The organism is Rhodothermales bacterium, from assembly GCA_017643395.1.
Classification (GTDB): domain Bacteria; phylum Bacteroidota; class Rhodothermia; order Rhodothermales; family UBA10348; genus JABDJZ01.
Map to the genome: position 1 here is coordinate 1,977,658 of JAEPNP010000001.1, position 24,281 is coordinate 2,001,938.

23 protein-coding genes are annotated in these 24,281 nt (G+C 65.4%); 21 read left to right on the forward strand and 2 right to left on the reverse strand.

What is annotated here, in order from left to right:
* Positions 1–30: 30 nt before the first annotated feature.
* A complete protein-coding gene (locus JJ896_08030; protein ID MBO6779589.1) occupies positions 31–663 on the reverse strand; it encodes an outer membrane beta-barrel protein in 633 nt (210 codons plus the stop codon).
* A gap of 107 nt (positions 664–770) precedes the next feature.
* Here JJ896_08030 and JJ896_08035 point away from each other — a divergent pair, with 107 nt between their 5' ends.
* The 15 genes from JJ896_08035 to JJ896_08105 all read left to right on the forward strand — a co-directional run bounded on the left by JJ896_08035 (position 771) and on the right by JJ896_08105 (position 16,423).
* A complete protein-coding gene (locus JJ896_08035; GenBank protein ID MBO6779590.1) occupies positions 771–1,565 on the forward strand; it encodes a 1-acyl-sn-glycerol-3-phosphate acyltransferase in 795 nt (264 codons plus the stop codon).
* A gap of 11 nt (positions 1,566–1,576) precedes the next feature.
* The gene (gene gatC / locus JJ896_08040) at positions 1,577–1,861 is read left to right on the forward strand and encodes an Asp-tRNA(Asn)/Glu-tRNA(Gln) amidotransferase subunit GatC (GenBank protein ID MBO6779591.1); all 285 of its coding nucleotides are present in this window, start codon (positions 1,577–1,579) and stop codon (positions 1,859–1,861) included.
* Between the two features lie 103 nt (positions 1,862–1,964).
* Positions 1,965–2,252 carry an ethanolamine utilization microcompartment protein EutM gene (gene eutM, locus JJ896_08045; protein MBO6779592.1) on the forward strand — a complete coding sequence of 96 codons (288 nt, stop codon included), beginning with the start codon at positions 1,965–1,967 and terminating at the stop codon, positions 2,250–2,252.
* Between the two features lie 4 nt (positions 2,253–2,256).
* Positions 2,257–2,757 (forward strand): BMC domain-containing protein, encoded by a 501-nt coding sequence (locus tag JJ896_08050; protein MBO6779593.1) that lies wholly within the window; start codon positions 2,257–2,259, stop codon positions 2,755–2,757.
* A 7-nt stretch (positions 2,758–2,764) separates the two neighbouring features.
* On the forward strand, positions 2,765–3,751 hold the full coding sequence (locus JJ896_08055) for a hypothetical protein (protein ID MBO6779594.1): 987 nt from the start codon (positions 2,765–2,767) through the stop codon (positions 3,749–3,751).
* 21 nt (positions 3,752–3,772) lie between these two features.
* Positions 3,773–4,633 (forward strand): hypothetical protein, encoded by an 861-nt coding sequence (locus tag JJ896_08060; protein MBO6779595.1) that lies wholly within the window; start codon positions 3,773–3,775, stop codon positions 4,631–4,633.
* Between the two features lie 296 nt (positions 4,634–4,929).
* Complete coding sequence (locus JJ896_08065) at positions 4,930–5,550, forward strand: hypothetical protein (GenBank protein MBO6779596.1); 621 nt, start codon at positions 4,930–4,932, stop codon at positions 5,548–5,550.
* Positions 5,547–6,191: a histidine phosphatase family protein gene (locus JJ896_08070; protein MBO6779597.1), complete on the forward strand. Its 645-nt coding sequence runs from the start codon at positions 5,547–5,549 to the stop codon at positions 6,189–6,191. The genes JJ896_08065 and JJ896_08070 overlap by 4 nt, the downstream gene beginning before the upstream one ends.
* Positions 6,188–7,573, forward strand: coding sequence for an isochorismate synthase (locus JJ896_08075; protein ID MBO6779598.1), 1,386 nt, complete (start codon positions 6,188–6,190; stop codon positions 7,571–7,573). Before JJ896_08070 ends, JJ896_08075 begins: the two co-directional genes overlap by 4 nt.
* Positions 7,551–9,230, forward strand: coding sequence for a 2-succinyl-5-enolpyruvyl-6-hydroxy-3-cyclohexene-1-carboxylic-acid synthase (gene menD, locus JJ896_08080; GenBank protein ID MBO6779599.1), 1,680 nt, complete (start codon positions 7,551–7,553; stop codon positions 9,228–9,230). The genes JJ896_08075 and menD overlap by 23 nt, the downstream gene beginning before the upstream one ends.
* Positions 9,227–9,973, forward strand: coding sequence for an alpha/beta fold hydrolase (locus tag JJ896_08085; GenBank protein ID MBO6779600.1), 747 nt, complete (start codon positions 9,227–9,229; stop codon positions 9,971–9,973). The genes menD and JJ896_08085 overlap by 4 nt, the downstream gene beginning before the upstream one ends.
* 444 nt (positions 9,974–10,417) lie before the next feature.
* A complete protein-coding gene (locus JJ896_08090; protein MBO6779601.1) occupies positions 10,418–12,892 on the forward strand; it encodes a hypothetical protein in 2,475 nt (824 codons plus the stop codon).
* Complete coding sequence (locus tag JJ896_08095) at positions 12,889–14,175, forward strand: glycosyltransferase family 4 protein (GenBank protein ID MBO6779602.1); 1,287 nt, start codon at positions 12,889–12,891, stop codon at positions 14,173–14,175. Before JJ896_08090 ends, JJ896_08095 begins: the two co-directional genes overlap by 4 nt.
* The gene (gene wecB, locus JJ896_08100) at positions 14,172–15,221 is read left to right on the forward strand and encodes a UDP-N-acetylglucosamine 2-epimerase (non-hydrolyzing) (GenBank protein MBO6779603.1); all 1,050 of its coding nucleotides are present in this window, start codon (positions 14,172–14,174) and stop codon (positions 15,219–15,221) included. Before JJ896_08095 ends, wecB (JJ896_08100) begins: the two co-directional genes overlap by 4 nt.
* Positions 15,221–16,423, forward strand: a complete 1,203-nt coding sequence (locus JJ896_08105; protein MBO6779604.1) for a glycosyltransferase family 4 protein — start codon at positions 15,221–15,223, stop codon at positions 16,421–16,423. The genes wecB (JJ896_08100) and JJ896_08105 overlap by 1 nt, the downstream gene beginning before the upstream one ends.
* A 410-nt stretch (positions 16,424–16,833) precedes the next feature.
* Here the strand turns inward: JJ896_08105 and wecB (JJ896_08110) are convergent, their stop codons facing one another.
* On the reverse strand, positions 16,834–17,928 hold the full coding sequence (wecB, locus tag JJ896_08110; GenBank protein MBO6779605.1) for a UDP-N-acetylglucosamine 2-epimerase (non-hydrolyzing): 1,095 nt from the start codon (positions 17,926–17,928) through the stop codon (positions 16,834–16,836).
* Positions 17,929–17,993: 65 nt separating this feature from the next.
* Between wecB (JJ896_08110) and JJ896_08115 the strand changes: the two genes are divergently transcribed.
* The 6 genes from JJ896_08115 to JJ896_08140 all read left to right on the forward strand — a co-directional run bounded on the left by JJ896_08115 (position 17,994) and on the right by JJ896_08140 (position 24,252).
* On the forward strand, positions 17,994–19,502 hold the full coding sequence (locus tag JJ896_08115) for a polysaccharide biosynthesis protein (GenBank protein MBO6779606.1): 1,509 nt from the start codon (positions 17,994–17,996) through the stop codon (positions 19,500–19,502).
* A gap of 38 nt (positions 19,503–19,540) precedes the next feature.
* The gene (gene menB, locus JJ896_08120; GenBank protein ID MBO6779607.1) at positions 19,541–20,365 is read left to right on the forward strand and encodes a 1,4-dihydroxy-2-naphthoyl-CoA synthase; all 825 of its coding nucleotides are present in this window, start codon (positions 19,541–19,543) and stop codon (positions 20,363–20,365) included.
* A gap of 35 nt (positions 20,366–20,400) precedes the next feature.
* Positions 20,401–21,273, forward strand: a complete 873-nt coding sequence (locus tag JJ896_08125) for a 1,4-dihydroxy-2-naphthoate polyprenyltransferase (protein MBO6779608.1) — start codon at positions 20,401–20,403, stop codon at positions 21,271–21,273.
* Positions 21,270–22,280 (forward strand): o-succinylbenzoate synthase, encoded by a 1,011-nt coding sequence (gene menC, locus JJ896_08130; GenBank protein MBO6779609.1) that lies wholly within the window; start codon positions 21,270–21,272, stop codon positions 22,278–22,280. Before JJ896_08125 ends, menC begins: the two co-directional genes overlap by 4 nt.
* 17 nt (positions 22,281–22,297) lie before the next feature.
* On the forward strand, positions 22,298–23,542 hold the full coding sequence (locus JJ896_08135) for an AMP-binding protein (protein MBO6779610.1): 1,245 nt from the start codon (positions 22,298–22,300) through the stop codon (positions 23,540–23,542).
* Between the two features lie 92 nt (positions 23,543–23,634).
* A complete protein-coding gene (locus JJ896_08140; GenBank protein ID MBO6779611.1) occupies positions 23,635–24,252 on the forward strand; it encodes a GNAT family N-acetyltransferase in 618 nt (205 codons plus the stop codon).
* The last annotated feature ends 29 nt before the right edge of the window (positions 24,253–24,281 follow it).

A 24,281-nucleotide genomic window follows, 5' to 3' on the forward strand; every position in this document is an offset into this window, starting at 1 on the left:
GCACCTGGTCCCGAGACGCCTGCACTGAGCTCAGAAGGAAACCCCCGATACCAGCGTCACGCCCGCGGTGCGCAGATCCTCGGATCCGGGCACGGTTTCTTCTAGCCCGGCAGACGATGTGGCCCGCCAGAGTCGCAAGCCCAGCAGAACCCGCTCGCCACGGACCGGAAACATCACGTCGAACATGGCGGTCCAGCCCTTGTAATTCGGTGGCGCATCGACGCCCTGGCCAATCTCCGGCCCGGTCTCGGCTGAGAAGGTGTTCCGTGTGTCCACCTTGATTGCAATGGCCGGACCGGCGCCAACCTCAATCCGGGTCGCACGCAGGATATCCAGGCCGCCGACCACCATGAAGGGGACCTCGAGGTAGGTCAGATCGAAGGTCGCATCGACCGGAATGGGCTGCCTGTCGTTTCCCGGGATCGTGCCGCTGAATCGTCCGCCCTGGATCGTGTAGCGCAATTCTCCGCGCAGGCCGAGGTTGGGAGTCAGCTCATACTGGATGCCGCCGCCACCCGCAAGTCTGAACACCGGCTCGACATCGAGTTCGGGCTCACCCACCATCGTATATCCAGACATGCCGATGAGCATGCGGGCGGTCGTCTGCGCATGGGCTATGGCCAGGGGCAGACAGAACAGGGCCATCACGAGGAATCGTTTCATGCCTCAGAATAGGCAGCGCTTCAATTCCTGGAGAACACCACCTGCCGAGCCGGTGCATGCGGTCCGCGAACATGTGCATTTTGCCCCTGCGCCGTAGAATCGCATCTGTGCAAACCGTCGAACCCAAAGCGAGGCCGCTGAAGGCCAGTATCTGGACGAGGCTCCACTACCTGTGGTCTTCGTTCTGGGCCGTCCTGGCGACCGTTCTGTGCGCCACCGGCTACCTGATCAGCCAACTCCTGCGACCGACCACCAACGTCTTCAGCTGGTGGGCAAGCACCTGGGGCCGACTGATGTTCTTCTTCTCGGGCGTGCGCCTGGTGCTGGAGGACCGCAACGGATCCCTGGGACAGGGTCCCTGCGTGATTATGGCCAATCACCAGAACGGCCTGGACATTCCGGCTGTGGCGGCGGCGCTTCCGGTTGCCTTCGGCTTCGTGGCCAAGGCAGAGCTTGAGAGAATGCCATTTCTGGGACATGCGCTGAAGCATTCTCCAAGCGTCTTTGTGGACCAGTCGGACCCGAGACGCAGCCTCGCCTCCATCAAGACCGCCGGCGAACACATCCGGGGAGGCAGCAGCGTGCTCATCTTTCCGGAGGGACAGCGCTCGTACACCGGCCACCTGCATGCTTTCCGCAAGGGCGGATTTGTCCTGGCGGTCGAGGCCGGGGTGCCGATCGTTCCCGTTACGATTGTCGATGCGGCCTCCGTGTTCGACGAAAGCCGCTGGCTGAGCAGGCCCGGCACGGTTCGAATAGTGGCCCATCCCGCGATGTCTCTGGCAGATCGCACCCGTCGCGACATTCCGGAGCTCATGAGGCTCGCCAGAGAGTCCATCGCCCGTGATCTACCTCCGGAATGGAGGAACCCGCCCGAAGACAGCCCGGTACTCGGCGCCTGAACCTCTTGAGCATGTCAGTCAGCATCGAAGACGTACGGTATGTGGCCCGCCTGGCGAGGCTTTCGTTCTCCCCGGAGGAGGAGGAGGCCATGGCCCGGGACCTGTCGCGCGTGCTGGACTACATGCAGAAGCTCAATGAGCTCGACACGACGGACGTACCACCCATGGCCCACGTGCTGGATCGTGTGGATGTATTTCGTGCAGACAGGCAGGAAAGCCGGATTTCGCATCAGGACGCGCTCAAGAATGCGCCTGACCACGACGGCTCGCATTTCCGGGTGCCAAAGGTCATTTGAGCTCCAGAGAGGCGGCTCTGGTTGATTGACAACGCCGGAAAGGGGCGGCTATATTCGTCCTCTGTAGCGGCGCTTTCCGCGACCTCCAACAAGCCTATCTACCATGTCAGACGATTACGGTATTGCCCTCGGAATGATTGAGACCCGCGGACTCGTGGGTGCGGTCGAGGCCGCCGACGCCATGGTGAAAGCCGCCCGGGTGCAGCTGATCGGGAAGGAGACCATCGGCGGTGGTTATGTCACCGTGATGGTGCGGGGAGACGTGGGCGCAGTCAAGGCGGCGACCGATGCCGGAGCCGCAGCGGCCGAACGTGTGGGCGAACTGGTCTCCGTGCATGTGATTCCGCGTCCGCACAGCGACGTGGAGCAGATTCTCCCGTCGGGCTCCTGATCCCGTGGCAGGGCAGGAGGCCCTGGGTCTGGTAGAGACCCGAGGATTGGTTGCCGCGCTGGAGGCGGCCGATGCCGCTGCGAAGGCAGCCCGCGTCAAACTTATCGGCGTTCGAAAGACGAATCCGGCCCTGATGACTGTGCAGGTCGTAGGCGAAACCGCTGCCGTGCGCTCCGCCGTCGATGCGGCTCGCGCCGCTGCCGAGCGGGTAGGCACCGTGGTCTCCGTGCACGTGATCCCTCGACCCTCCGCCGACGTGGCGCGCATGCAGGGCATGGATGTGACCGAGCAGGCCGCTCCGAAGGCGCCGAGGCGCCCATCGCCCCGCAGAACGCAGCCTGCCACGCTGGCGGCCCCGCCTCAGTCCACGTCTCCGGCCACACTTGAATCGATGACGGTGCGCGAGTTGCGGGCGCTGGCCAGAAGCACCGAAGGACTGCCGATCAAGGGTCGGGAGATTGCTCGTGCCAGTAAAGCCGAACTGTTGAAGGCGTTCGGTCGTTAGGCCGGGGATGACAGCACAGGAGTCGGGCAACAAACTGGTGGCGCGTCTGAGGCGCTACCTGATGACCGCGCCAGCGGAGCGTGCAGACGAAGAAGGGCCCCAGGGATGGGTCGTCACTTTCTGCATCCTTGCCAGTCTGCTGCTGTGGTTCACGTTTTCGATGAGGGAGACGTATACCCGCACGCTGGAGGTCCCACTTCGCGTAGTGAATCTGGAAGAGGGGGCGGCCTTGGTGACCCGCCCTCCTGCGACTGCGCGGGTGCAGGTGGTGGGGGAAGGCATTCAGCTGCTGCGTCTGTACTACAACCCGACGGCGATTCCCGTCGACGCCTCGCAGGAGACGCTGGACATGGAAGTCGCTGCAGCCGAAGCCATTACCGGGGTGCGCGTCGAGACGATCATCCCGCGCGTAGTGAGCCTGCAACAGGACCGGCGCATCACCAAGCGGGTGCCGCTGCAGTCCCGCGTGTCCGTTGTGCCCCCGCCCGGGCACCATGTCATCGGCACGCCCGAGATCCGGCCCGACTCAGTAACGATCGAAGGGGCTGAGTCCGTGATCGCCAATGTCACCAGCTGGCCCACCCGCCGACTGCAGGTACAGCCCGAGGCAGACACCGTGGCCGTGCAGGTTTCGTTGGCGGATACGCTGTCTCAGTTGGTCTCGGTCGATGTGCCCTCTACCCTGTTCACGGCGTCCGTGCGGGAGTTCACCGAAGGCGAGCGTGACGTGCGCATCGTGGTTATCGGCGCGCCTCCCGGTGAGGTGCAGTTTGATCCTCCGACCGTCAGGGTGATCTATCAGGTGGCGCTGGATCAGTATGATGCCGCACTGGAGGCGGAAGACTTCTATGCGGAGGTCAGTTACGCTGCGATGCGCGCCGACACCACCGGGAGCATTGTGCCGGGAATTCACCTGCCCGGGGGTATCGAGTTCAGGGAGTACCGGTTGGAGCCGCCCACACTCGGATACTTCCTTGAGGTGCTGTTCGACTGACCGGCACCGCAGGCTTCAACCATGCTGTTTCTCGCGCTGGCAATCGCCAGCAGCCTGGCCATCGGCGCCATGTTCAAGTTTGCCGGCCAGGCCGGACTGGACACGCTCACCCTGCTGGTGGTGAACTATGCGGTCGCGGCCGGAATGGGGCTGCTGCTCCTTGTCGCCGATGATGCGGCGTCCAGTGCAGACTATTTCCAGCCCGGGTTTCTGGGCCTGGTTGCAGTTACCGGCCTGGTACTGATCGGGTCGTTTTTCCTGTTTGCCGAAGCCACGCGGCGAGCAGGTATGTCGGTCAGCATGGCCGTGATGCGAGTGGGAGTCAGTATTCCGTTCCTCGTTTCATGGCTGGCCTGGCGCGAGGAGCCGTCTTCGGCGCAGTGGATCGGTTTCATGCTGGTCCTTTTCGCGCTGATCTTCATCACGCGCAAGCCCTCTGAGGAGGGAGGTACCGTGGAGGTAGCCTCTGCTGCGGGTCTACTGGTACTGCTATTTGTGGGGGGCGGCGCGGGAGACACGCTGGTCAAGGCGTTCGATGTCTGGTTTGCCGGCGAGCTGCCCGGTCACGCCTTCATGGGCGGTGCGTTTCTGGTTTCGTTCCTGGCTGGCGCGTCGCTAATGCTGGCCCGAAGGGACTGCGTGAAGGACTCGCGAGCCGCCAGGTGGGGGCTGGTGCTCGGGGTGGTCAACTATGCGTCCATTCTCTTCGTGCTGGAGGCAGTTGCCCGCATCCCGGCTACGGTGGTATTTCCCACCGTGTCGGTGTCGGTGGTGGTTGGCGGAGCCTTGATTGGGCTGTTGGTCTGGAAGGAACGGCTGAGTCCCGTCAACATGGCCGGAATAGCGTTGGCGGCCGCGGCCGTGGTGTTGCTTAATGGTTGATGGGTGGGGTGCGTGGGCGCTGTGGCGAATGGTGGCGCCGGCCGGGGGGGCTGGGCCGGGGCTGGGGTCTGGGCCGACCGGCGCGGGCTGGGCGCTGGGCCGACGGGCGTGGGCTGGGCGTGGGCCGAGGCTGGGGTCTGGGCCGACCGGCGCGGGCTGGGCGCTGGGCCGACCGACGCACCCTTGCGCCGCCCGCCGCAGGGGCATACAATACTTTCAGAATTTTTTGAAACCAGCCTACAAGGCGACCGTTGACCGATTCGAAGGCAAACAAGCGCTCTTCCCGACGAGCCGAAGTGCCTGCGTTCGTTGAATTGCCCACCGGGATCTTTACCTCGGATGGAGTCTGGTTTCACACCTCACGCGCCGATCTGGAGGAGTTCGCGGCTCCGGTGCTTGAGCGGGTTCCTCTTGAGAAACTTCTGAAGGATTCGGCGGCGTGGCTGCGATCACCTGGCACGCTGGCGCTTTGGGTCCTGCTGATCGGCCTGCTGACACGTTCCTGGCAGGTGGCCGTGCTGGCAGCGTTCACCGCGTATGCAGGATGGTCGCTGCTTGCTCCGGGTCTGGTGCTGAGACCGCTCGTGCGACTCGCCTCAGTTCTCGGCTTTCCGCTGGTTGTCGGCGGTGCGTTTGTGGCGTGCCTCAGCTGGCTGGCCGCGGACGACGCCCTTGTAAAGGTGGCCGTCGGCCTGCTGGGATTCGTCTTCGTGCGATGGGGGCTGCTGACTCGCGCGCTGCAGCCTGTCCTGGACCGGGTTGTCCGGCGCATGTATGCCCTGCCAGAGTCCGACCAGATTCTCCGGGCACTCATAGTCCGCCATGCGCTGGCGCTTGGCGTGTCGGTCGGTGATCTCGATGCGATGGAGAAGCGCATGATGGACATCGGCACCAGACACAAACGAAATAAACCATGACCTCTTCTTTCACCGTTTACCTGGCTCGCCATGGCGAGACCGAGTACAACAGGAAGAGGCTTATGCAAGGCCGTTCCATAGACGCTCCATTGAATGAGCGCGGGATTCGCCAGGCCGAAGCACTTGCAAAGCGGATGGTGCCGGTGCAGCTGGATACCGTGTATGCAAGCGCACTGCTTCGGGCCCGCCAAACTGCGGAGCGCGTCGTCGGTGGACGTGGCTTGAATGTCACCACACTACCCGATCTGGCTGAAATGAGCTGGGGGTCCCTCGAGGGAAGACCCATTTCGGAACTGCGCGCTCATCTTCGTGAGGTCGGAGCCGATTGGCGTGCCGGACACTTTGACTTTGCCGTCGGTGGAGGAGAAAGCATCCTCGACGTGCAGAATCGCGCGCAGTCGGTGCTGGACCACCTCATGAACACACATTCCGCCGGCCAGAATATCATGGTCGTCACACATGGTCGTTTCCTACGCGTGCTGTTGGCCACGGCACTGCCGGAGACCGGCCTGACACGTATGGATGATTTCCCTCATGCGAACTGTGGACTTTACCGGATGGAGGGTCTTCGCGACGGGACCTTCACGCTGACGCTGCGCAACGAAACCGGACATCTGGAACACCTGTCAGACGCCGCATGAGCGGGGCGCGCACCCATACCGATTCGAGTGAAATCCGGCAGGCTCTGGCCGATGCGGTCGAGCGCGCCGCCGCCCGCCCGGATGGGCCGGGGCTGATGCGCATCGGAGTGCCGGTGCCGCACGTTGATGCCTTTCGCTGGCTGGCGGCGCAGCACCCGGGCTCAAGGGCCGTCTGGTCACCGCGCGACACCCATCGAGTAGTCGCCATGTGCGGCATAGCCGACGTCTATGAGAGCGTCGGCAAGACGGATGTGGATCGCCTGAGCCGTTACATCTCCCACCAGCTGGAGGGGGCCGATCCCGGCACGCGGTACTACGGAGGCATCCGGTTCGACAGCGGACGGACCACATCGCCCGAATGGAATTCGTTCGGGTCTGTGCGCTTTGTGCTCCCCCGATTCGAACTCGTTGTGGACGACACGGGGGCGGAACTGGTCTGCAACCTGGTCCGGCATCGGGATCGGGCATCCATGTCGACGATCCTGCGGGAGATCAGGGAGCTTGTGTGGCCGGGCGCGGCGCAGTCCTCGATGCTTCCGCATGCGGTGGCACGCCACGACGAACCGGACCGCCCCCAGTGGCTGCAGCGGGTGGCCGAGTCGCTGGAGGCCATCGAAGCGCTGGAAATCCAGAAAGTCGTGCTCGCCCGGCGCAGCTCGTTCGAATTTGATGGTCCTGTGCGGCCTTTTGAATTGGTTGCCAGGCTCTATCACGAGGCCCCGAATCGCTTCCACTATCTGGTGGAGACAGAGGACGGCAGCGTATTCCTTGGAGCCACGCCGGAGCGGCTTGTGAAGCGCGAGCAGTCCTTCGTGTTTACCGAGGCCGTGGCCGGTACACGACCTGCCGTGGAAGATGAGGCAGACGATGCCGCCCTGCTGGCCGCGCTGATGGCCAGCGACAAGGAGCAGCGCGAGCATCTGTGTGTGCGATGGGCTATCGAGGAAATTCTCCGGCCACTGTGCGAGGATCTGGCGGTCGATGCGCATGCCAGCGAGATGCGTCTCTCGCAGGGACGCCATCTGGTATCCCGGTTTAACGGTGTGCTGAATGACGGCGTGGAAACCTGGCAGTTGCTTCGCCACCTTCACCCCACCCCGGCGGTCGGGGGGTATCCCGCGCCTGCGGCCATTCGTGTGATCCGCCGCATGGAGGCGTTCGACCGGGGCTGGTATGCAGGGCCGATCGGTTGGGTCGGACGCGACGAGGCCGAATTCGCTGTGGCGCTTCGGTGCGCTCTGGTGCAGGGCTCCAGCATGCACATCTACTCGGGCGCCGGCATTGTCGCCGGCAGTGAGCCCCAGGCTGAGTGGGACGAGATCGAACACAAGATTGTGGACTTTGCCCGGGTGCTGGGCCTTGCGGGAGTCGAAGCCGAATAGGGCCCAGCGATGGGCGAGGGCGCTTTTTGATGAACTGGCGCGGGCAGGCGTCAGCGAAGTCTGCATGGCGCCTGGATCCCGGTCCACGCCGCTGGTTGCGGCGGCAGTCGCGGACGGCAGGTTTCGCATTCAGACGCACGTGGACGAGCGTGGTGCTGCGTTCTACTGCCTGGGATTTGGTCGCGCTACCGGTATTCCCGCCGTATGGCTGACGACTTCCGGGACGGCGGTGGCGAACGGTTTGCCGGCGGCCGTGGAGGCCTCTCAGGACGGCGTGCCCCTGGTGCTTTTGACCGCAGATCGTCCTCCCGAACTTATCGGCACAGGTGCCAACCAGACCATCCGGCAGGAGGGGATCTTCGGTAGCTATCCAAGGCATACGGAGTTCTTGCCCGCGCCGGAGGATGCCGATTCAATCGATGTTGTCAGGCGGGCCGTCGATCGAGCGGTACAAGCGGCGACCGGGGAGTGGCCGGGGCCGGTGCACATCAACGCGCCGTTTCGTAAGCCGCTGGAGCCTACGGAGGTGCTTCCTGGGGATCGGGAGGGGAATGTCGGCGGACCCGGGGAGACGGCCCATGCATCTGGCGAGCACGCCGGGGGGGCAGAGGCGGTCGGCTCTGAGGTCAGTGCGTTTTTGCGGACGATGGGCTCACCGGCCAGGGGGCTGTTGCTTGCTGGTCGTCTGCGGCCTGCTGAGGCAGCCGCCGTTCAGGCCCTTGCCGACTCGTCTGGCTGGCCACTCGTAGCAGACATCTGCTCACAACTGCGCATGGGTCCCGTTCGCCCCGGCGTTATCACGCTGGGAGATTTGCTCGCAGGTCACGCTCCCGCCCCCGACGTGATCATTCAGGTGGGTCGCATGCCCGTTTCGCAGCGACTGACTCGTTGGCTGGCCTCGGCCGAGCCGTCCGTTTGGGCGGTGTTGGCGGACGGCACCGAGCGCATCGATCCGCATGGCGCGGCAACCCATCGACTCTCTGTGTCGGCCGCCGCTTTGCAGGGAAAGTTGCCGGCCTGTGATGAGGCGTTTGCAGCGAAGTGGGGCTCGGCGGAAAGGACCGTGCGCCAGGCATTGCCGGATCTGCTGGGGAGGCGTCTGACCGAGCCGGCCGTCGCGAACCACCTCTCGCGCACGCTTCCGCAGGATCACGGCCTTGTGCTTGCGGCCAGCATGCCCGTGCGCGACATGAACACGTTTGCGGGCCCCGGACCGAAGCCGCGACTGGTCGTGTCGAATCGCGGTGCGAGTGGGATCGACGGAACACTCGCCACGGCGGCCGGCGTGAGCCGCGGCCTGGATGCTCCTGTGACCGTGGTTTGCGGGGATCTTGCCTTCCTGCACGACCTGAACAGTTTGGCCTTGATTGCCCGGCACCCTGTCCGGGTCGTGGCGATCAACAACGACGGTGGGGCCATCTTTTCCTTCCTGCCGATCTCTGCCCACAAGGAATTGTTCGAACCCTACTTCGCCACGCCACACGGATTGTCATTCGAGCACGCCGCGGCGATGTTCGGCATTCCCTACGTGCGTGCCCGCCGACTCGAAGATCTCGAGGTGCAGGGTCCGGCAATCGTCGAGGTGAACACCAAGCGCGCGGAAAACACGATCGAGCATCAGCGCTTGCGACAGGCCGCGGCCGACCTCCTGGCATGAGCGAGTTTCGCGTGCTGGCGTTGCACGGCTTCATGGGAACCGGCGCAGATTGGAACCCGGTCCGGGAGGCGCTCGGCGTCGATGTGGCGTTTTTTGGTCCGGATCTGCCAGGACACGGTTCGAGCACAGGACTGCCCGATGCCTGCTACACGCTGGAGGGAGTAGTCGATTGGCTGGCGCCGGACTCGCACACCCTGGTGGTTGGCTACTCCATGGGCGGGCGCATCGCGCTACACGCACAAGCCGCGGCCGGCGTGGTGGCGATCTCGGCGCATCCCGGACTGCCGGAGGGCGAGCGAGGGGCCCGGTTGGCGCTGGATGTGGAGCGGGCGACCGCCATGCGCGCTGATTTTCCTGCGTTTCTGAGCTCGTGGCTGGAGCAGCCGTTGTTCGCGAGCCTGTCGCCCGGACAGCGGGAAGACCTCATCGCCCAGCGACGCCGGCAGGATCCTGCTGAGTTGGCCAAGGCGCTGGTGGGCTTTTCAACCGGGCGGCAACGGGACCTGCGGCAGTCCAGGTCTCAGACCGCGCCTTCGGGAGGCAACCTGAGTGCGGACCAAGGGACCGGGTCCGGGCGGCCGGTCCTGGCGGTGGCCGGCGAGCGGGACAAGCGCTATGTGCGGCTGGCCCAGGAAACCGCCCCCAGCATCATCATCCCTGATGCCGGACACAACCTGCTGGTAGAAGCTCCCCAGCTCGTGGCGGAGGCCATCCGGTCGATGCTCGAGAGCCTGTCCGCCTGAACGCTTCGTGGATTTTCGGGGGTCAATTCCACGTAGCAGCCGCCGGCGCGGGCTCGGAAGTCGAAAACGGGGCCCTATTCCACCCGCACGGGGCCAGGCAGCGCCCTTGGGTGAAATCCGGGGGGTGTTTTCCATGTCGCGGGACTGAAGTGTCTCCCGGCGCCGAGGAGGCCGGGCCGCCGAGGCCGCCGCCGGGCCGCCGAAGCCGCCCGGGCCGCCGAGACCGCCGGCGCAGCCGAAGCCGCCGGGCCGCCGCCGAGGCCGCCCGCCGGGGCCGCCCGCGCCGCCCCGCGGGGCCAGCGTCCCGCCCGAGCGCCCCCCCCGCCGCCGGGCCACCCGCCCGCCCGCGCCGCCGCGCCCCGCCCCGCCCCCGCCACCCCGAAAACGGCCGGAACGCGAGTCCGCACGCGCCGTAGGCGGGCGCACCCCTCAAGCACCCATTTCATGACCGCACGATCGCGCCGCCAGGCAGCCGCCCAACCCGCCTGGTTCAACATGTGGAACGACCTCTCGGCGACCGCGCGCCACGGCATCTGCCTGGCCATTCTGGCGATCATCGCTGTCGGTTTCATGGCACCGGATCTGTTCTCAAGCCGGGTGCTGGTTGGCGGGGACATCGTGCAGTGGAAGGCGATGGCGCAGTCGCTGTTTGACTGGGAGGCAACCACGGGTGAGCGTCCCCTCTGGGCGACGGGACCGTTCATGGGCATGCCAGCCATAGAGATTTCGTATCCGCACGCGGTCCCGCAGGTGGATGATCTGGCGCGACTCCTGCGCAGCCTGATGTGGCCGTTGTCGCATCTCTTGATCCTATTCGCCGGCACGTACGGTCTCGTCTTTCACCTCACCCGTGACCACTGGGGCGGCGTCCTGGCTGCCGTCGCGTTCGGGTTGACGACCTACCTGCCCATCCTGCTCATCGCCGGGCACCACTCCAAATATGTGGCGCTGGCGCTGGTGCCCTGGCTGCTCTGGGCGTTTGCGTACGTGCGCCGAAGCCCCGGACTGATGTCAGCCTTGCTGTTCGCCGTCGCTACGGCGGCAAGCCTGCGAGCGGGACACGTGCAAATCACCTACTACGCGGCGTTCACCCTGGGCATCTGGTGGCTGGTGGATCTCGTTCGCGCATTCCGGAACGGCACCACATCGACCGTGCTGAAGGCCACAGTCTGGATGGCCGTGGGTGGGGTGCTGGGCATTCTGATGGTTGCGGATCCCTACCTGGCCAAGGCGCAATACAAGGCCTACACCATTCGAGGTGCGGCAGCGGGCGCAACCGAGGGCGGGATGGGCTGGGATTATGCCATGGGCTGGTCCCAGGCGTGGGGCGAGTTGTGGACGCTGTTCATTGCCAACGCGTATGGCAACACGGGAGCGACGTACTGGGGCCCGAAGATTTTCACGGCCGGGCCTCACTACGTAGGTGGAGTAGTTCTCCTGCTGGCAAGCTATGCGGTCGTGTTCGCCCGTCGTCCCGCCGTCTGGGGGCTGGCGATAGCCGGTCTGCTGATGACGGCGTTCTCGCTCGGCGAAAACCTGGAGATGTTGAACCGACTGATGTTCGACTACTTCCCGTTGTTCGATGCTTTCAGGGTGCCGGAGACCTGGCTCTCCATGGTGGCGCTGGTGCTGGCCGTGCTGGCCGCATTCGGGCTTCGCGATGCCACAAGGCAGCGGCCCGACAAGGCAGAGAACGAGAAGGTCACTGCCGACGTGCAGCGTCTCGGCATTGCAGCGGTGGCGCTCGCAGGGCTGATGGCCATCGGCGGAACAGCGTTCTTCAGCTTCGACAAACCCAACGAGTACGAGCTTCTGGCACGGCAGGTAGCTGTCAGCCGGCCGGACGTGTCCCTTCAGGATCCGCAGACGCAGCAGTTTCTCGTGGACACCATCGAACGGGTCAAGGACGAGCGGCGGGATCTATTCCGGGGAGACGCCCTGCGAACCCTCATCTTTGTGCTGCTGGGCGCGGGCGCTTTATGGGCGATGCGCAGGCGCAAGCTCCCGACGTTCGCCGGGCAGGCCATCCTGGTAATTCTGGTCACCGTGGATCTTGGGGGCGTCGGACGGAGATATTTCAACGAGGATGCCCTCGTACCGGCCAGGCAAGCGCGCTCCGTCGTGCCCGAGTTTGGCTTCGATACGTTTCTGAAAGAGCGTCGCCAGGAGGCAGGAGGGCTGGGCAGATTCCGCGTGCTTTCGCTCGAGGGAGATCCAGTGACCACCTCGCGCCCGGCCTTCCATCACGAGACCCTGAGCGGATATCATGGGGCGAAACTGCGCCGGTACCAGGACTTCCTGGACTACATGTTATTCGACCGAAGGGCAGGGCTGCCCGAGCCGAACGCTCTGGCCATCACCAATACCCGCTACGTGGTAGCAGGCGGCACGCTGCCCGGTATGCAGCCGGTCTTCTCCGAGCAGGGGTACACGGTATTTCAGGTGCCCAATGCGCTACCGCGGGCCTGGTTTGTGGACAGCGTGGCGGTGGTCCAGGATGCGCAGGCCCTGTGGCAGGCGTTCCCGACCATCGATCCTGAGCATACCGCGCTGATGACGGAGGACCCGAGCCTGGCACCCGCTCCTGATTCTGCCGCCTCATCGGTACAGCTCATGCGCTACGGGCCCGAGGAGATTGTCTGGAGCGTGACGACGGCCGTTCCTCGACTGTTCGTGGCATCGGAGGTCTACTACCCGGCCGGCTGGAGCGCCACCCTGAACGGCGACCCTGTGCCGATTCTGCCAGCCAATCACCTGCTGCGATCAGTCGTCGTGCCGGCGGGATCGCATGAGTTGCGCATGACCTTCCAGCCGGCAGGCCGGAGAGCAGGCCTGGCCGTTTCCTGGGCAAGCAGCGGCCTGGTCTATGGCATTCTGCTCCTGTTGCTGGTGGGCCAGTGGCGCCGCCGGTCCGCGTGAAGCGGGTCCTCTACATTGCCTACTACTTCCCGCCTTCCGGCGGCCCCGGCGTTCAGCGATCACTGAAGTTCGTACGCTATCTGCCGGACCACGGCTGGTTGCCGACGGTGGTTACGGTGGATCCCCGACATGCAGCCTGGCCGGCCGTGGACCCAACCATGCTGGCGGAAGTCCCGGAACAGGTACTGGTGCGACGGACGGGGTCATGGGACCCGTACGCCGCATATGCGCGGCTGAAGGGCAAGACAAAGGCAGACTCGGTTGGGGTGGGATTTGCCGCCGGTGAAAAGCCCGGTCCCTTTGAGTGGCTCGCCCGCTTTGTGCGAGCCAATGTGTTCCTGCCGGACGCCAGGATAGGGTGGGTCCAAAGTGCACGGAAGGCGGTCGAAAGCCTCGCAGAAGCGCATCGGTACGATGCTGTCGTCACCAGCGGGCCCCCACACAGCAGCCATCTCGTTGGCTTCCATGCCCGCAGAAAGCTGCGGCTACCCTGGTTGGCCGACTTCCGGGACCCGTGGAGCGATCTTTCTTACTACGACCAACTTCCGTTCCTCCCCTGGTCCAGGGCCGCTGATCGGCGATTGGAAGCCAAAGTGCTCACGGCGGCCGACCGCGTGGTGACCGTGTCCGATGCGGTGGCAGCGCTGCTCCGCAAGCGCGGCGGATCGGATGTGACCGTCATTCCGAACGGCTTTGACGCGGCTGACTTTGAGGGTGTCGAACCCCGCCGGGGGGACGGATTTCGACTTGTTTACGTGGGCACCATGACGGAGGCCCAAAACCCGGAAGCGGTATGGCGCGCTGTGGCTGCCCGACGGGCGGCTGGGCAGGACATCCGGGTCGAGCTTGTCGGCGCCCAGGACGCGAGCGTGACCGCATCGCTCGAAAAATGCGGACTCACGGACTCCGTGACGCGAAGGGCTTATGTGCCACACCGTGAGGCAGTGGCCTGGATGAAAGGCGCCGACCTGTTATTGCTCAGTGTTCCTCGGACCGCCGAAGCGGGTGGCATCCTGACCGGCAAGGTGTTCGAATACCTGGCGGCCGGACCGCCCATTCTGGCCGTCGGACCCAGGGAATCGGACCTCGGCCAGTTGCTGGCGCGATCGGGTGCAGGCAGCCTGGTTTGCCATGGAGACGCCGAGGGCGCGGGTGCATTGATTGACCGCCACTACGCACAACCGGCCTCGGGTGACCCCAGAGACGCCGACTATCTTGCCCGGTACAGTCGACCGGTTCTGGCCGGACGCCTTGCCGAAGAACTAAACCTGATTTCTGGATGACCGTGCTCTCGGTCGTGGGCGCCCGCCCACAGTTTGTGAAAGCGGCCGTTGTGAGCCGGGCCATTCGCGACGCGGGGATCCGCGAGGTGCTTGTCCATACCGGTCAACACTACGACGAGCGCATGTCGCGCGTGTTCTTCGATGAGCTGGGCATCCCGCGGCCGGATGTAAACCTGGCCGTCGGCTCAGGCAGCCATGCGGCGCAAACGGGTGGCATGATGACCGCCCTTGAGGGCCTGTTGCAGGCGGGCGAGAAGCCGGACTGGGTATTGGTCTACGGCGATACCAATTCCACGATCGCGGCCGCATTGGTGGCGGCGAAGCTGCATGTCCCCCTGGCCCACGTCGAAGCCGGACTGCGCTCGTTCAACCGGCGCATGCCGGAGGAGATCAACCGTGTAGTTACCGACCGACTGTCGACCCTGCTGTACTGCCCCACCCGGACGGCCGTCGATCACCTGGCCGCTGAAGGGATTCGCGATGGTGTGCTGCTTTCCGGAGACGTGATGCTGGACGCTACCCGACACTTTTCTGCCCTGGCAGAGGAGCGCGTAAACCTCGCGACACTGACCGACCACGCGCCCGGCGCCTACCATGTGGCCACCGTGCATCGGGCCGAAAACACCGATGACCCAGCGCGTCTGGCTGCGATTCTCGACGGGCTCGGCCGACTGAAGAAGCCGGTATTGTTGCCCGCCCACCCACGGGTCCGAGCGCTGCTGTCGAGCGTGCCTAAGAATGTTTTGGTGCGCGAGCCGGCCACTTACCTCGAACTGCTCACCCTGGTGCGGAACGCCGATCGGGTCTACACCGATTCCGGCGGCCTGCAGAAGGAAGCGGTGTGGCTGGGCCGGCCATGCGTCACCCTGCGCGACGAAACCGAGTGGGTGGAGACCTGTGAGGGCGGCTGGAATCGGGTGGTCGGCGCGAATGCAGACGCGATGGAAGCAGCCGAGACCCGGGACCCGGACGGAGATCCGCCGCGGTTTGGACTGCCCGAGGAGGGTGAATCCGGCAGCGAGTTCATCGCCCGTACCCTCGCCTGATGCCCTTTCGCGTTCTCATGGTGCTGGACCATGCCTACCCGCCCGACATTCGGGTGGAGAATGAGGCGCGCAGTCTGGTGGAGGCGGGCATCGAGGTCGGCCTGCTGGCCCTCGCGCCCGACAGGCGGCCGCCCGAGGATCTGGTCGATGGCGTCCGTGTGTTCCGTCGCCGTGTGCCGGGCAGGCTGCGAAACTGGCTCCGCGGGCTATCAGGCACGCTTTCTGTGCCGGGCAAGCTGCTGGCGCGCGAAATCCGCTCGCTTCACCAGCGGTGGCCCTTCGACGCCCTGCACCTTCATGACCTGTACCTGTTCGGTGGTGGCCTGGAAGCGGGTCGGGCGCTGGGCGTGCCTGTCATCGGGGACCTGCATGAGAACTGGGTGGAGGCACTTCAACACTACGCCTGGAGCACGTCCTTCCCGGGCAACCTCGCGGTGTCGATCCCCAAGTGGGAGCGACTGGAGCAGGAATGGGTGACCGCGGTCGATCACCTTGTGGTGGTGGTGGAGGAGGCTGCCGAGCGCAATCGTGAATTGGGTGTGCCGGCAGACCGCTTGGTGGTGGTTCCGAATACGGTGCAGCGCGCCAGCTTCGACGCGTTCAGCATCGACGCGGAGCTGGTCAACAGGGTGCGCCGCGGGGCTGGTTTCACCGTCGTCTACACAGGCGGCATGGATATTCACCGCGGCCTGGACAACGCCATCCGTGCCATGGCGCAGGTGGCAGAAACGCGTCCGGATGCGCAACTCGTGCTGGTGGGGGATGGACGGGTTCGCCCGGACCTGGAGTCGCTCGCAGCCAAACTGAGAGCACCCGTGCAGTTTGAAGGGTGGCAGCCCCAGGAGTCGATCCGGTCCTATATCGAGGCTGCGGATGTCTGCCTCGTTCCGCATCGGCGCACCCCTCACACGGATGCGACGCTACCGCACAAGCTGTTCCACTACATGTATGCCGCGCGGCCGGTCGTGGTGACCGATTGTCGGCCCCTGGACCGTATCGTCACCGCCGAGGCATGCGGCCTGGTGACTCCGGACGGTGACACGCGAGCCCTGGCAGATGCCATATTGGCGATGGGCTCCGATGCCTCGGTTGCCGCCGCGATGGGTGCGCGCGGGCGGCGGGCCGTGGAGGAGCGCTGGAACTGGGAGGCCGGCGTGCAGGGCCTCCTGGCGCTGTATCAGCGGCTGGCAGCGACTCGGTAGGCGGAGGCCGCTGAGGCGGCAGTGTTGGGCATTGGCCCGCAGGCCCGGTCCGCTGAGGCGGCGGTGTCGGGTTTTGGGCCGGAGGCCTGGTGCGCTGAGGCGGCGGTGTTGGGTTTTGGGCCGCCGCACGGACGTGTCAACGTGGATTACGGGGCCTGAATTCCACTCGCGCCGGGACCGCCGATGACTCGCAAATGGAATACGCCCCCGAATTCCACTCAGGCTCTCCGAAAACGGCTTCTGGGGTGTAATCGTGGCCCCTTTTTCCACTCCGGGCGGCGGCGGGGAGCGAGGGGCGCCACGCCGCGCCACGCCGGGCCGCCGCGCCAAGCCGGGCCGCCACGCCACGCTGGGCCGCAACGCCGGGCCGCCAAGCCGGGCCGCCAAGCCACGCCAGCCCGGGCCGCCGCCTACCCGAGCGTCTCCGCCAGGTGCGCCGCAATGCGCTCCGCCGCCTTTCCGTCCCAGCCCTCAGGGATGCGCCCTGCCTTCCAGCGCCCCGAGAGAACGGCCCGCGCCTTCTCGGTCAGACCGGTCGACCCCAGCGGAAACAGCTCGTTCGTGCCCTCAGTCACGGTCACCGGCCGCTCGGTGCTCGGCCGCATCGTAAGACAGGGGATGCCGAGGAACGTCGTTTCCTCCTGAATCCCGCCGCTGTCGGTGAACACGAGGGCTGCGTCCAGCATCAGGCTCATAAACTCCAGGTACCCCATAGGCGATGCCACCAGAATCCCGGAAATAGCCTGCAGCCGCTCCAGCAAGCCATGCGACTCCAGGCAGCCGCGTGTGCGCGGGTGCATCGGCATCACTATCGGCAGCGAAGCGGCCAGCTCCTCCAGGTAATCGACGGCCCGCGCAAGCGTGTCCGCCTGATCCACCGTCGCGGGACGGTGCAACGTGACCAGCGCGAACGGCCCGGAGAGCCCCATGGCCTTTGCCTGGCCCACCACCCGCGCCTGCTCACGGATGGCGACCAGCGAATCGATCATCACGTTACCGGCAAACACGATTCGGGACTCCGGCACACCCTCCGCCCTCAGATGCGCCATGCCAGAAGGCTCCGATACATAACACAGGTCCGAAATTGCGTCCGTCGCCAGCCGGTTGATCTCCTCCGGCATGCCGCGGTCCCCGCTTCGCAGGCCGGCCTCCACGTGTGCCACGGGAATGTGCAGCTTCACGGCCGTCAGCGCTGCGGCCAGAGTGGAGTTGACGTCGCCCACCACTACCACCGCGTCGGGTCGATCCTCCATGAGCACGGGCTCGAGCGCCTCCATCACGGCCGCGGTCTGCCGCGCATGGCTGCCCGATCCCACACCAAGATGGAGGTCGGGCTCCGGAAGACCCAGTTGCTCAAAAAAGAGGTCGCTCATGCGCCGGTCATAATGCTGACCGGTATGCACGATGCGGCTTTCAAGCCCCGGATGCGCGGAAAACGCCCGATGCAACGGGGCGATCTTGACGAAATTGGGGCGCGCCCCGGCTATGCACAGAAGTCGGATCATGGCTCGGTGTACCTTCACGCCGAAGCTACACAGGGGGCCTTATCGCGAACGGGGAGAATACCGGAATGTTGGAGCGGCTGGTGCGCCAGGGCGGGGCGTACGCGCTCGCCGGCGCGCTGCTCAAAGGAGCCGGCCTGCTGCTGGCGCCCTTGCTGCTCAACGCCACCTACCTGTCGGTCCCCGACTACGGCAGCTACGCGCTGCTCATGATCACGGCACAGTTGGTGATCTACGTCGCAGGCCTGGGCCTGGCCACGGCGCTCATCCGCTTCATGACCGGGGACGCGCGCGGCACGGACCGGGATCGGCTCCCCGTCACCGCACTCATACTGGCGATGGGCTCCGCAGTCGTCGCGGCCGCCCTGCTGGTCCTGGCGGCCAGGCCGCTGGCCGTGGCCCTCACGGACTCTCCGGAGGGTGCCGCACTGATGATACCGCTCGCCGCCTACGTGGCCGCAAAATGCGCATCGTCCATCCCGCTGGCGGTGCTGCGGGTGCGCGAACGTGCCGGACTATACACGTTGGCCGTTGTCGTGGAAATGGTGGCTCTGGTCGGGTTGGCCTGGTGGCAACTGGCCGGGCTTCAGTCAGGCCTGCCGGGGTTGCTCTTGGCCTACGCGATCTCCGCTGCGGTCGGCCTGGTGGTGATGCTGCTCCTGACCGCACCAGGCACGAATTGGCGGGTATCGACCGCTGCGATGCGGCCTCTGCTGGCATTCGGCACTCCCCTGATTCTGGCGTCACTTTCGATCTGGTTTCTGAACGCGGGCGATCGCTACCTGCTCAAGTGGCTGGCGGATCGAGAGGCGGTGGCCGCCTATGAATGGTCCGCGCGGCTCGCCGGCTTGATCAACATGCTGCTGGTGCAGTCCTTCCAGCTGGCCTTCACGGTGCTTGGGCTGAAGGCGCTGCAGGCCGGTGCGGAGGCGTTTTATCGACGCACCATGCGGCACTTCTCGATCTGGACCGGGGCGGCGGTGCTCATGCTGGTGGTCTGGACCCCGGACGGCATGCGTGTACTACAGGCGCTGTTTTCCGTGGACGACACGTACCTGCAGGCGTCCGTTCTGGTCTTCCCGCTGGCCCTCGGTTTCGCGGCGTATGGGGTGTACGTGATCGTGAACAACACGCTGCTGGCGGCCGGAAGGACCGGGGTCATCGGGGCCAACGTGCTGATCGCCGCACTGGTCAATATTGCCTTGAACGTGGCCCTGATTCCGCAATTCGGCGCGATGGGCGCCGCGGTGGCAACCACGTTCTCCTACGCGCTGCTGGCGGCGCTCGCCGCATTTGCCGCGCGCCGCGACCTCAAGGTCCGATACCCCTGGCGAATTCCGGCCGTTGTGGTGACGCTTCTTGTCGTGCTCGGTGCGGCCAGCCTGGCCATGGACGGAATCCAGCCGGCGCTGCGCATCCCCGGCCGCATGCTCCTGATCGGCGCCTATGTGGCGGCCGTTCCCGCCCTGGGCCTCTACACGCCACACGACCTCGCGGCAGGTTGGGCGAAAATCCGCGCGATCACCGGACAACCCCCGGGTCATTCGGAGAAACAGGGCTCCGACCCCGCGCATTAATGACTGGCTGAACCCACCCACGCACTCCCAACGCCCCCATGAGCTCCATCGACTGGCAGGTAGCCGGATCCTACGAGGACATCTTCTACCACAAAGCCGAGGGCATCGCCAAAATCACGATCAACCGCCCTCAGGTGCGCAACGCGTTTCGACCGAAGACGGTCACCGAAATGCGCCACGCGCTCCAGGAAGCACGCGACGACCATGAGATCGGCGTCATCATCCTGACCGGCGAAGGCCCGGACGCTTTCTGCTCCGGCGGTGACCAGAGTATCCGTGGCGATGCGGGCTACAAGGAGCAGGGCTCGGGCGTGATGCGCCTCAACGTGCTGGACTTTCAGCGCGAAATCCGCTCCTGCCCCAAGCCCGTCATCGCGATGGTGGCCGGCTGGGCCGTGGGCGGCGGGCACGTATTGCACGTGGTCTGTGACCTTACGATCGCCGCCGACAATGCCCGGTTCATGCAGACCGGCCCAAAAGTCGGTTCATTTGACGGCGGCTACGGCTCGTCCTATCTGGCGCGCATCGTGGGCCAGAAGAAGGCGCGCGAAATCTGGTACCTCTGCCGGCCGTACAACGCCCAGCAGGCGCTGGATATGGGACTGGTCAACACCGTGGTTCCGCTGGGCCAGCTTGAGGCAGAGACAGTGCAGTGGTGTCGCGAGATCCTCCAGAAATCGCCCCTGGCCATCCGTTGCCTGAAGGCCGCAATGAATGCGGACTGCGACGGCCAGGCCGGTCTGCAGGAACTGGCAGGGAACGCCACGTTGCTGTTCTATATGAGCGAAGAAGGGCAGGAGGGGCGCAACGCGTTCAATGAGCGGCGTCCGCCGGACTTCGGCCAGTTCCCCAAACGTCCGTGACCACAACGGCCTGGTTGCCGCCAGCCGGGGTCTTATTGAAGGCTACCCGGCCGAAGACGCTGTGGGCCGCCGCGTCCCCGGTGCTCATTGGGTGGGCGCTGGCAGCCGGCTACGGGGTGTTTCACCCGCCCGCGGCCCTGCTGGCGATGGTAGGTGCGCTGCTGATTCAGGTAGCGACCAACTACCACAACGACTACGCGGACTTTCTGAAGGGTACCGACAAACCGGACCGGGCCGGCCCCAAGCGGGTCACGGCGGCCGGCCTCGCCACGCCGGAGCAGATGCGCCGCGCGACGGTGCTTGCGTTCAGTCTGGCCGTGCTCTCCGGCGTGTACCTCATGGTCCGGGGAGGCCTGCCGATCGTTGCCATCGGCGTGCTTTCGATCCTGTTCGGAGTGATGTACACCGCCGGTTCGAAGTCACTGGCGTACCTGGGCATCGCCGATTTCTTTGTGCTGGTCTTCTTCGGGCCGGTTGCGGTAGGCGGCACCTACTGGGTCCAGGCCCTTCAGATTCACCCCGAGGTGCTCTGGGCCGGGCTGGCACCGGGTCTACTGTCAATGGCCATTCTGCTGGTCAACAACATCCGGGACGTCGATGAGGACCGTGCCGCCGGCAAGCGCACGCTGGTTGTGCGTGCCGGACGGTCCTTCGGGGTAACGCTCTGGGCGGTGTGCGTGGTGGGCGCGGCATTCACACCCATCGCCATGTGGCTTCTCGGCGTTGGCTCGGGGCTGAGTTTGCTGGCCCCACTCATCCTCATGCCTGCCCTCCCGCTGTACCTGAGGCTGCGCCAGCCGGGTCCGCCCGCGTCCCTGAACCCGGTTCTGGCAGGAACGGCACGATTGCTGCTTTTCTACGCCGTGTTATTCTCCGTCGGGTGGTTGATTCCACTCATCATCGCATGATTCATGCCGACGTCATCCCGTATGCGTTGCCGTTCGTCCGGCCGATTCGGTTGGGCGATGTGCTCTTGCGCGCTCGCACGGGTTGGCTGCTGAGAATCAGCGATAACAAGGGAAATGTGGGCTGGGGTGAGGCCTCGCCGCTGCCAGGATTCTCCCGCGAGACTGCCGAACAGGCGGAGCGGGACCTCATGCGAGTCCCCCCGCGCATCGCGCGCGGCGACTTCCATCCGGGTCTCATGGATTGCAGTTCGGTGCGATTTGCGCTGGAGCTGGCCACGGCAGATCTGGCGGCTCACAGGAAAGGTCTGACGCTGGCGAAGGCCTTTCATCCGTTCGCGCGCGAGAAGCAGAGCCTCAATGCGGTCCTGCTCGCGGACGAACCGGTGGATGAGGCGCATTCGGCAGTGCGTGCCGGGTATCGTGCGCTGAAAATGAAGGTGGGTCATCGGTCTGTGGTTGAGGATTCCAACCGTGTGCGTTCGGTCATCGAGGCGGTGGGAGACCGCGCGTCCGTGCGCCTCGACGCCAACAGGGCGTGGTCCGACGGCGATGCCGAGCGTTTCTGGGAGATGGTGCATGACCTGCCCATCGAGTACGTGGAAGAGCCGCTGAGCAATCCTGCCGGGCTTCGGAGACTCGCCATTCAGGGCATGCCGGTTGCCATCGACGAGTCCGTGGTCGGACTGGACCCCAACGAGCTCCGGCGCATGAACTGGCTCAAGGCGGCCGTGCTCAAACCGACGATTATCGGTGGCATCCGCAAGGCGAAGGTGTACGCCGACCGCGCTCTGAAGGCAGGCATCAAACCCGTGATCAGTTCCAGTATGGAAACGGGGATCGGACTGCGTGCCCTGGCGGCGCTGGCCGCTTCCATCGGCAACGAGGACGTGCCGGCCGGGCTGGACACCGGACGTCTGATGATGCAGGACACTACGGATCCCCGCTTCAGCGGGGCACCCTCGCTGCGCACGGATCAACTGAACGGATACGCCGTCATCAATGGGTGACCTACCCCTCCCGGCGCTTGAATCCGGTCCTGAATCTTCTGAATGACGCCGCTTCCCGGTTTGGGACGGCACCGCTGTTGAAAGACGGCCCGAGTTTCGCGCAGGCAGCTGAGGCCGTACGCGACGGGCCGGATTCCGTGGAAGCAGGACACCGTGTCGGCCTGCTCGCCCCGGAGGATGCCGCCGGCATCCTCCGCATGCTCACACTCCTCCGGGACGGCTGCACCGTGGTGCTGCTCGGGCGCCGCGAGCCGCCGGGGCGGCTCGCGGCACTCGAGCAGCGCTGGGGGCTTGGCACGCGCCGGAGCACAGGACCACGGATCGTGGTCCTGACCTCCGGCACCACCGGCGAGCCGAAAGGCGTGGTGCACACGCTGGGTTCGCTTATGGCCAGCGCCAGGGGTGCGGCAGGCTTCCTGGAGTTCGGTCCAGGCAGCCACTGGCCCGTCACGCTGCCGACGCACCACGTTGGAGGCCTTGCCGTGCTCTTCCGCTGCCTCGCGGCGGGGGGCTCGATGTCGTTTCCGGCCGATCCGCGAGCCCTGGAGCCCATCGCCCGGGAAGCCACGCATGTATCCCTGGTCAGCACGCAGCTGCGCAGGCTGCTGGACGGGTGGGTTGGTCCACCACCTCCCGCGCTCAAACGGATACTTCTCGGGGGAAGCGCCATCCCTCGAGATCTGTGCCGTCGCGCTTCCCAGGCCGGGTGGTCGATAGTGCTCAGCTACGGGATGAGTGAGATGGGCAGTCTGGTTACTGCGGGAGAGGTCGGGGCATGTCTGGGGTCCGGCCGCGTACTGCCGGGACGCCGGCTACGGCTGGATGGCACCGGCGAAATCCATGTGGGTGGAGACGCCCTGTTTGAAGGCTATCTCGACGGCGCGCCGGCAGGGGAGTGGCACCCCACAGGAGACCTGGGCGTGTTGGAGAACGGCGCTCTCCTCGTCACAGGGCGCCGCGACAACATGTTCATTTCAGGCGGCGAAAACATCCAGCCTGAGCGCATCGAAGCCGTGTTGCTGCAGGCAGACGGTGTGCGAAACGCCATCGTCGTTCCGGTCGAAAGCCGCGAATTCGGCTTTCGCCCCGTGGCATTCGTCGAGGGCGAGACGGCGGGGATCGAAGCGGCATTCGCCGCATCGCTCCCCCGGTTCATGCACCCCGTCGCCGTGCTGCAATGGCCCCTCGAGGACGAGGGCATGAAGCCCTCCAGGGTGCGACTGGCGACAACGGCGCAGGAGCGGCTGGGCACGCTCGCTTAATTCGTGGGTCTCCTGAGCCGATAACGCTCCCAGACACCCTTCACAAAGCGCGTCGCTCGGCCCCCGACCCGTGCCGAACCGCGACCTGCGACATGAGCCCTCCCCAGGAACAAGGTCTGGCCGGTCCACGCCTTCGCTTCGATCGCCTACGCCTGGAGAATATCTACACGCACTTCAAGTGGAATAACGATCCGGAACTGAACCGGCTCGATTCCGAGGTGCCGTTTGTGGAAGAGTCCTTCGGGGCCTTCAAAAAGCGCTTCGAGCGCATGATCAGCAGACCGAATCCTGCCTGCCGGGATTTCGAGATCCACGATGAGGACGGCACCTGCATCGGTGTGGCGTTTCTGAACGGGATCAGCGGACATCATCTGCATTGCTCGATCGGCGTGACCATCGGAGAGCGCGACTACTGGCACAAGGGGTATGGTCGCGAGGCCATGACGATTCTTCTGCGCTACTGCTTCGAGTCACTCGGCATGCACCGCGTGACGGCCGACGTCTTCGAATACAACCAGGCGTGGAAGCGCCTTGTGGAAGGCATGGGTTTCGTGGCCGAGGGCACCGACCGGGAGTATCTCTTCTGGGACGGCAAGTTCTACGATCGCATTCGCTACGGAATGCTGGCTGCCGAGTATCAGAGCAAGGGGCGGCCAGGACGCCAGCGGCAAGGCGGCTCCGTGCGACCGGCTACCGGCGAGGCAGCCTGAGGGCAGCTCGGGCGCCGGGCACCAATGGC

What these genes read in the sequence shown, in the direction of transcription:
- JJ896_08030 (MBO6779589.1), bottom strand. Translation starts at nt 663, where the DNA reads ATGAAACGATTCCTCGTGATGGCCCTGTTCTGTCTGCCCCTGGCCATA.
- gatC (MBO6779591.1), top strand. Translation starts at nt 1,577, where the DNA reads ATGTCAGTCAGCATCGAAGACGTACGGTATGTGGCCCGCCTGGCGAGG.
- JJ896_08070 (MBO6779597.1), top strand. Translation starts at nt 5,547, where the DNA reads ATGACCTCTTCTTTCACCGTTTACCTGGCTCGCCATGGCGAGACCGAG.
- JJ896_08090 (MBO6779601.1), top strand. Translation starts at nt 10,418, where the DNA reads ATGACCGCACGATCGCGCCGCCAGGCAGCCGCCCAACCCGCCTGGTTC.
- eutM (MBO6779592.1), top strand. Translation starts at nt 1,965, where the DNA reads ATGTCAGACGATTACGGTATTGCCCTCGGAATGATTGAGACCCGCGGA.
- JJ896_08085 (MBO6779600.1), top strand. Translation starts at nt 9,227, where the DNA reads ATGAGCGAGTTTCGCGTGCTGGCGTTGCACGGCTTCATGGGAACCGGC.
- menB (MBO6779607.1), top strand. Translation starts at nt 19,541, where the DNA reads ATGAGCTCCATCGACTGGCAGGTAGCCGGATCCTACGAGGACATCTTC.
- JJ896_08115 (MBO6779606.1), top strand. Translation starts at nt 17,994, where the DNA reads ATGTTGGAGCGGCTGGTGCGCCAGGGCGGGGCGTACGCGCTCGCCGGC.
- JJ896_08055 (MBO6779594.1), top strand. Translation starts at nt 2,765, where the DNA reads ATGACAGCACAGGAGTCGGGCAACAAACTGGTGGCGCGTCTGAGGCGC.
- JJ896_08060 (MBO6779595.1), top strand. Translation starts at nt 3,773, where the DNA reads ATGCTGTTTCTCGCGCTGGCAATCGCCAGCAGCCTGGCCATCGGCGCC.
- wecB (MBO6779605.1), bottom strand. Translation starts at nt 17,928, where the DNA reads ATGATCCGACTTCTGTGCATAGCCGGGGCGCGCCCCAATTTCGTCAAG.
- JJ896_08105 (MBO6779604.1), top strand. Translation starts at nt 15,221, where the DNA reads ATGCCCTTTCGCGTTCTCATGGTGCTGGACCATGCCTACCCGCCCGAC.
- JJ896_08140 (MBO6779611.1), top strand. Translation starts at nt 23,635, where the DNA reads ATGAGCCCTCCCCAGGAACAAGGTCTGGCCGGTCCACGCCTTCGCTTC.
- menC (MBO6779609.1), top strand. Translation starts at nt 21,270, where the DNA reads ATGATTCATGCCGACGTCATCCCGTATGCGTTGCCGTTCGTCCGGCCG.
- JJ896_08075 (MBO6779598.1), top strand. Translation starts at nt 6,188, where the DNA reads ATGAGCGGGGCGCGCACCCATACCGATTCGAGTGAAATCCGGCAGGCT.
- wecB (MBO6779603.1), top strand. Translation starts at nt 14,172, where the DNA reads ATGACCGTGCTCTCGGTCGTGGGCGCCCGCCCACAGTTTGTGAAAGCG.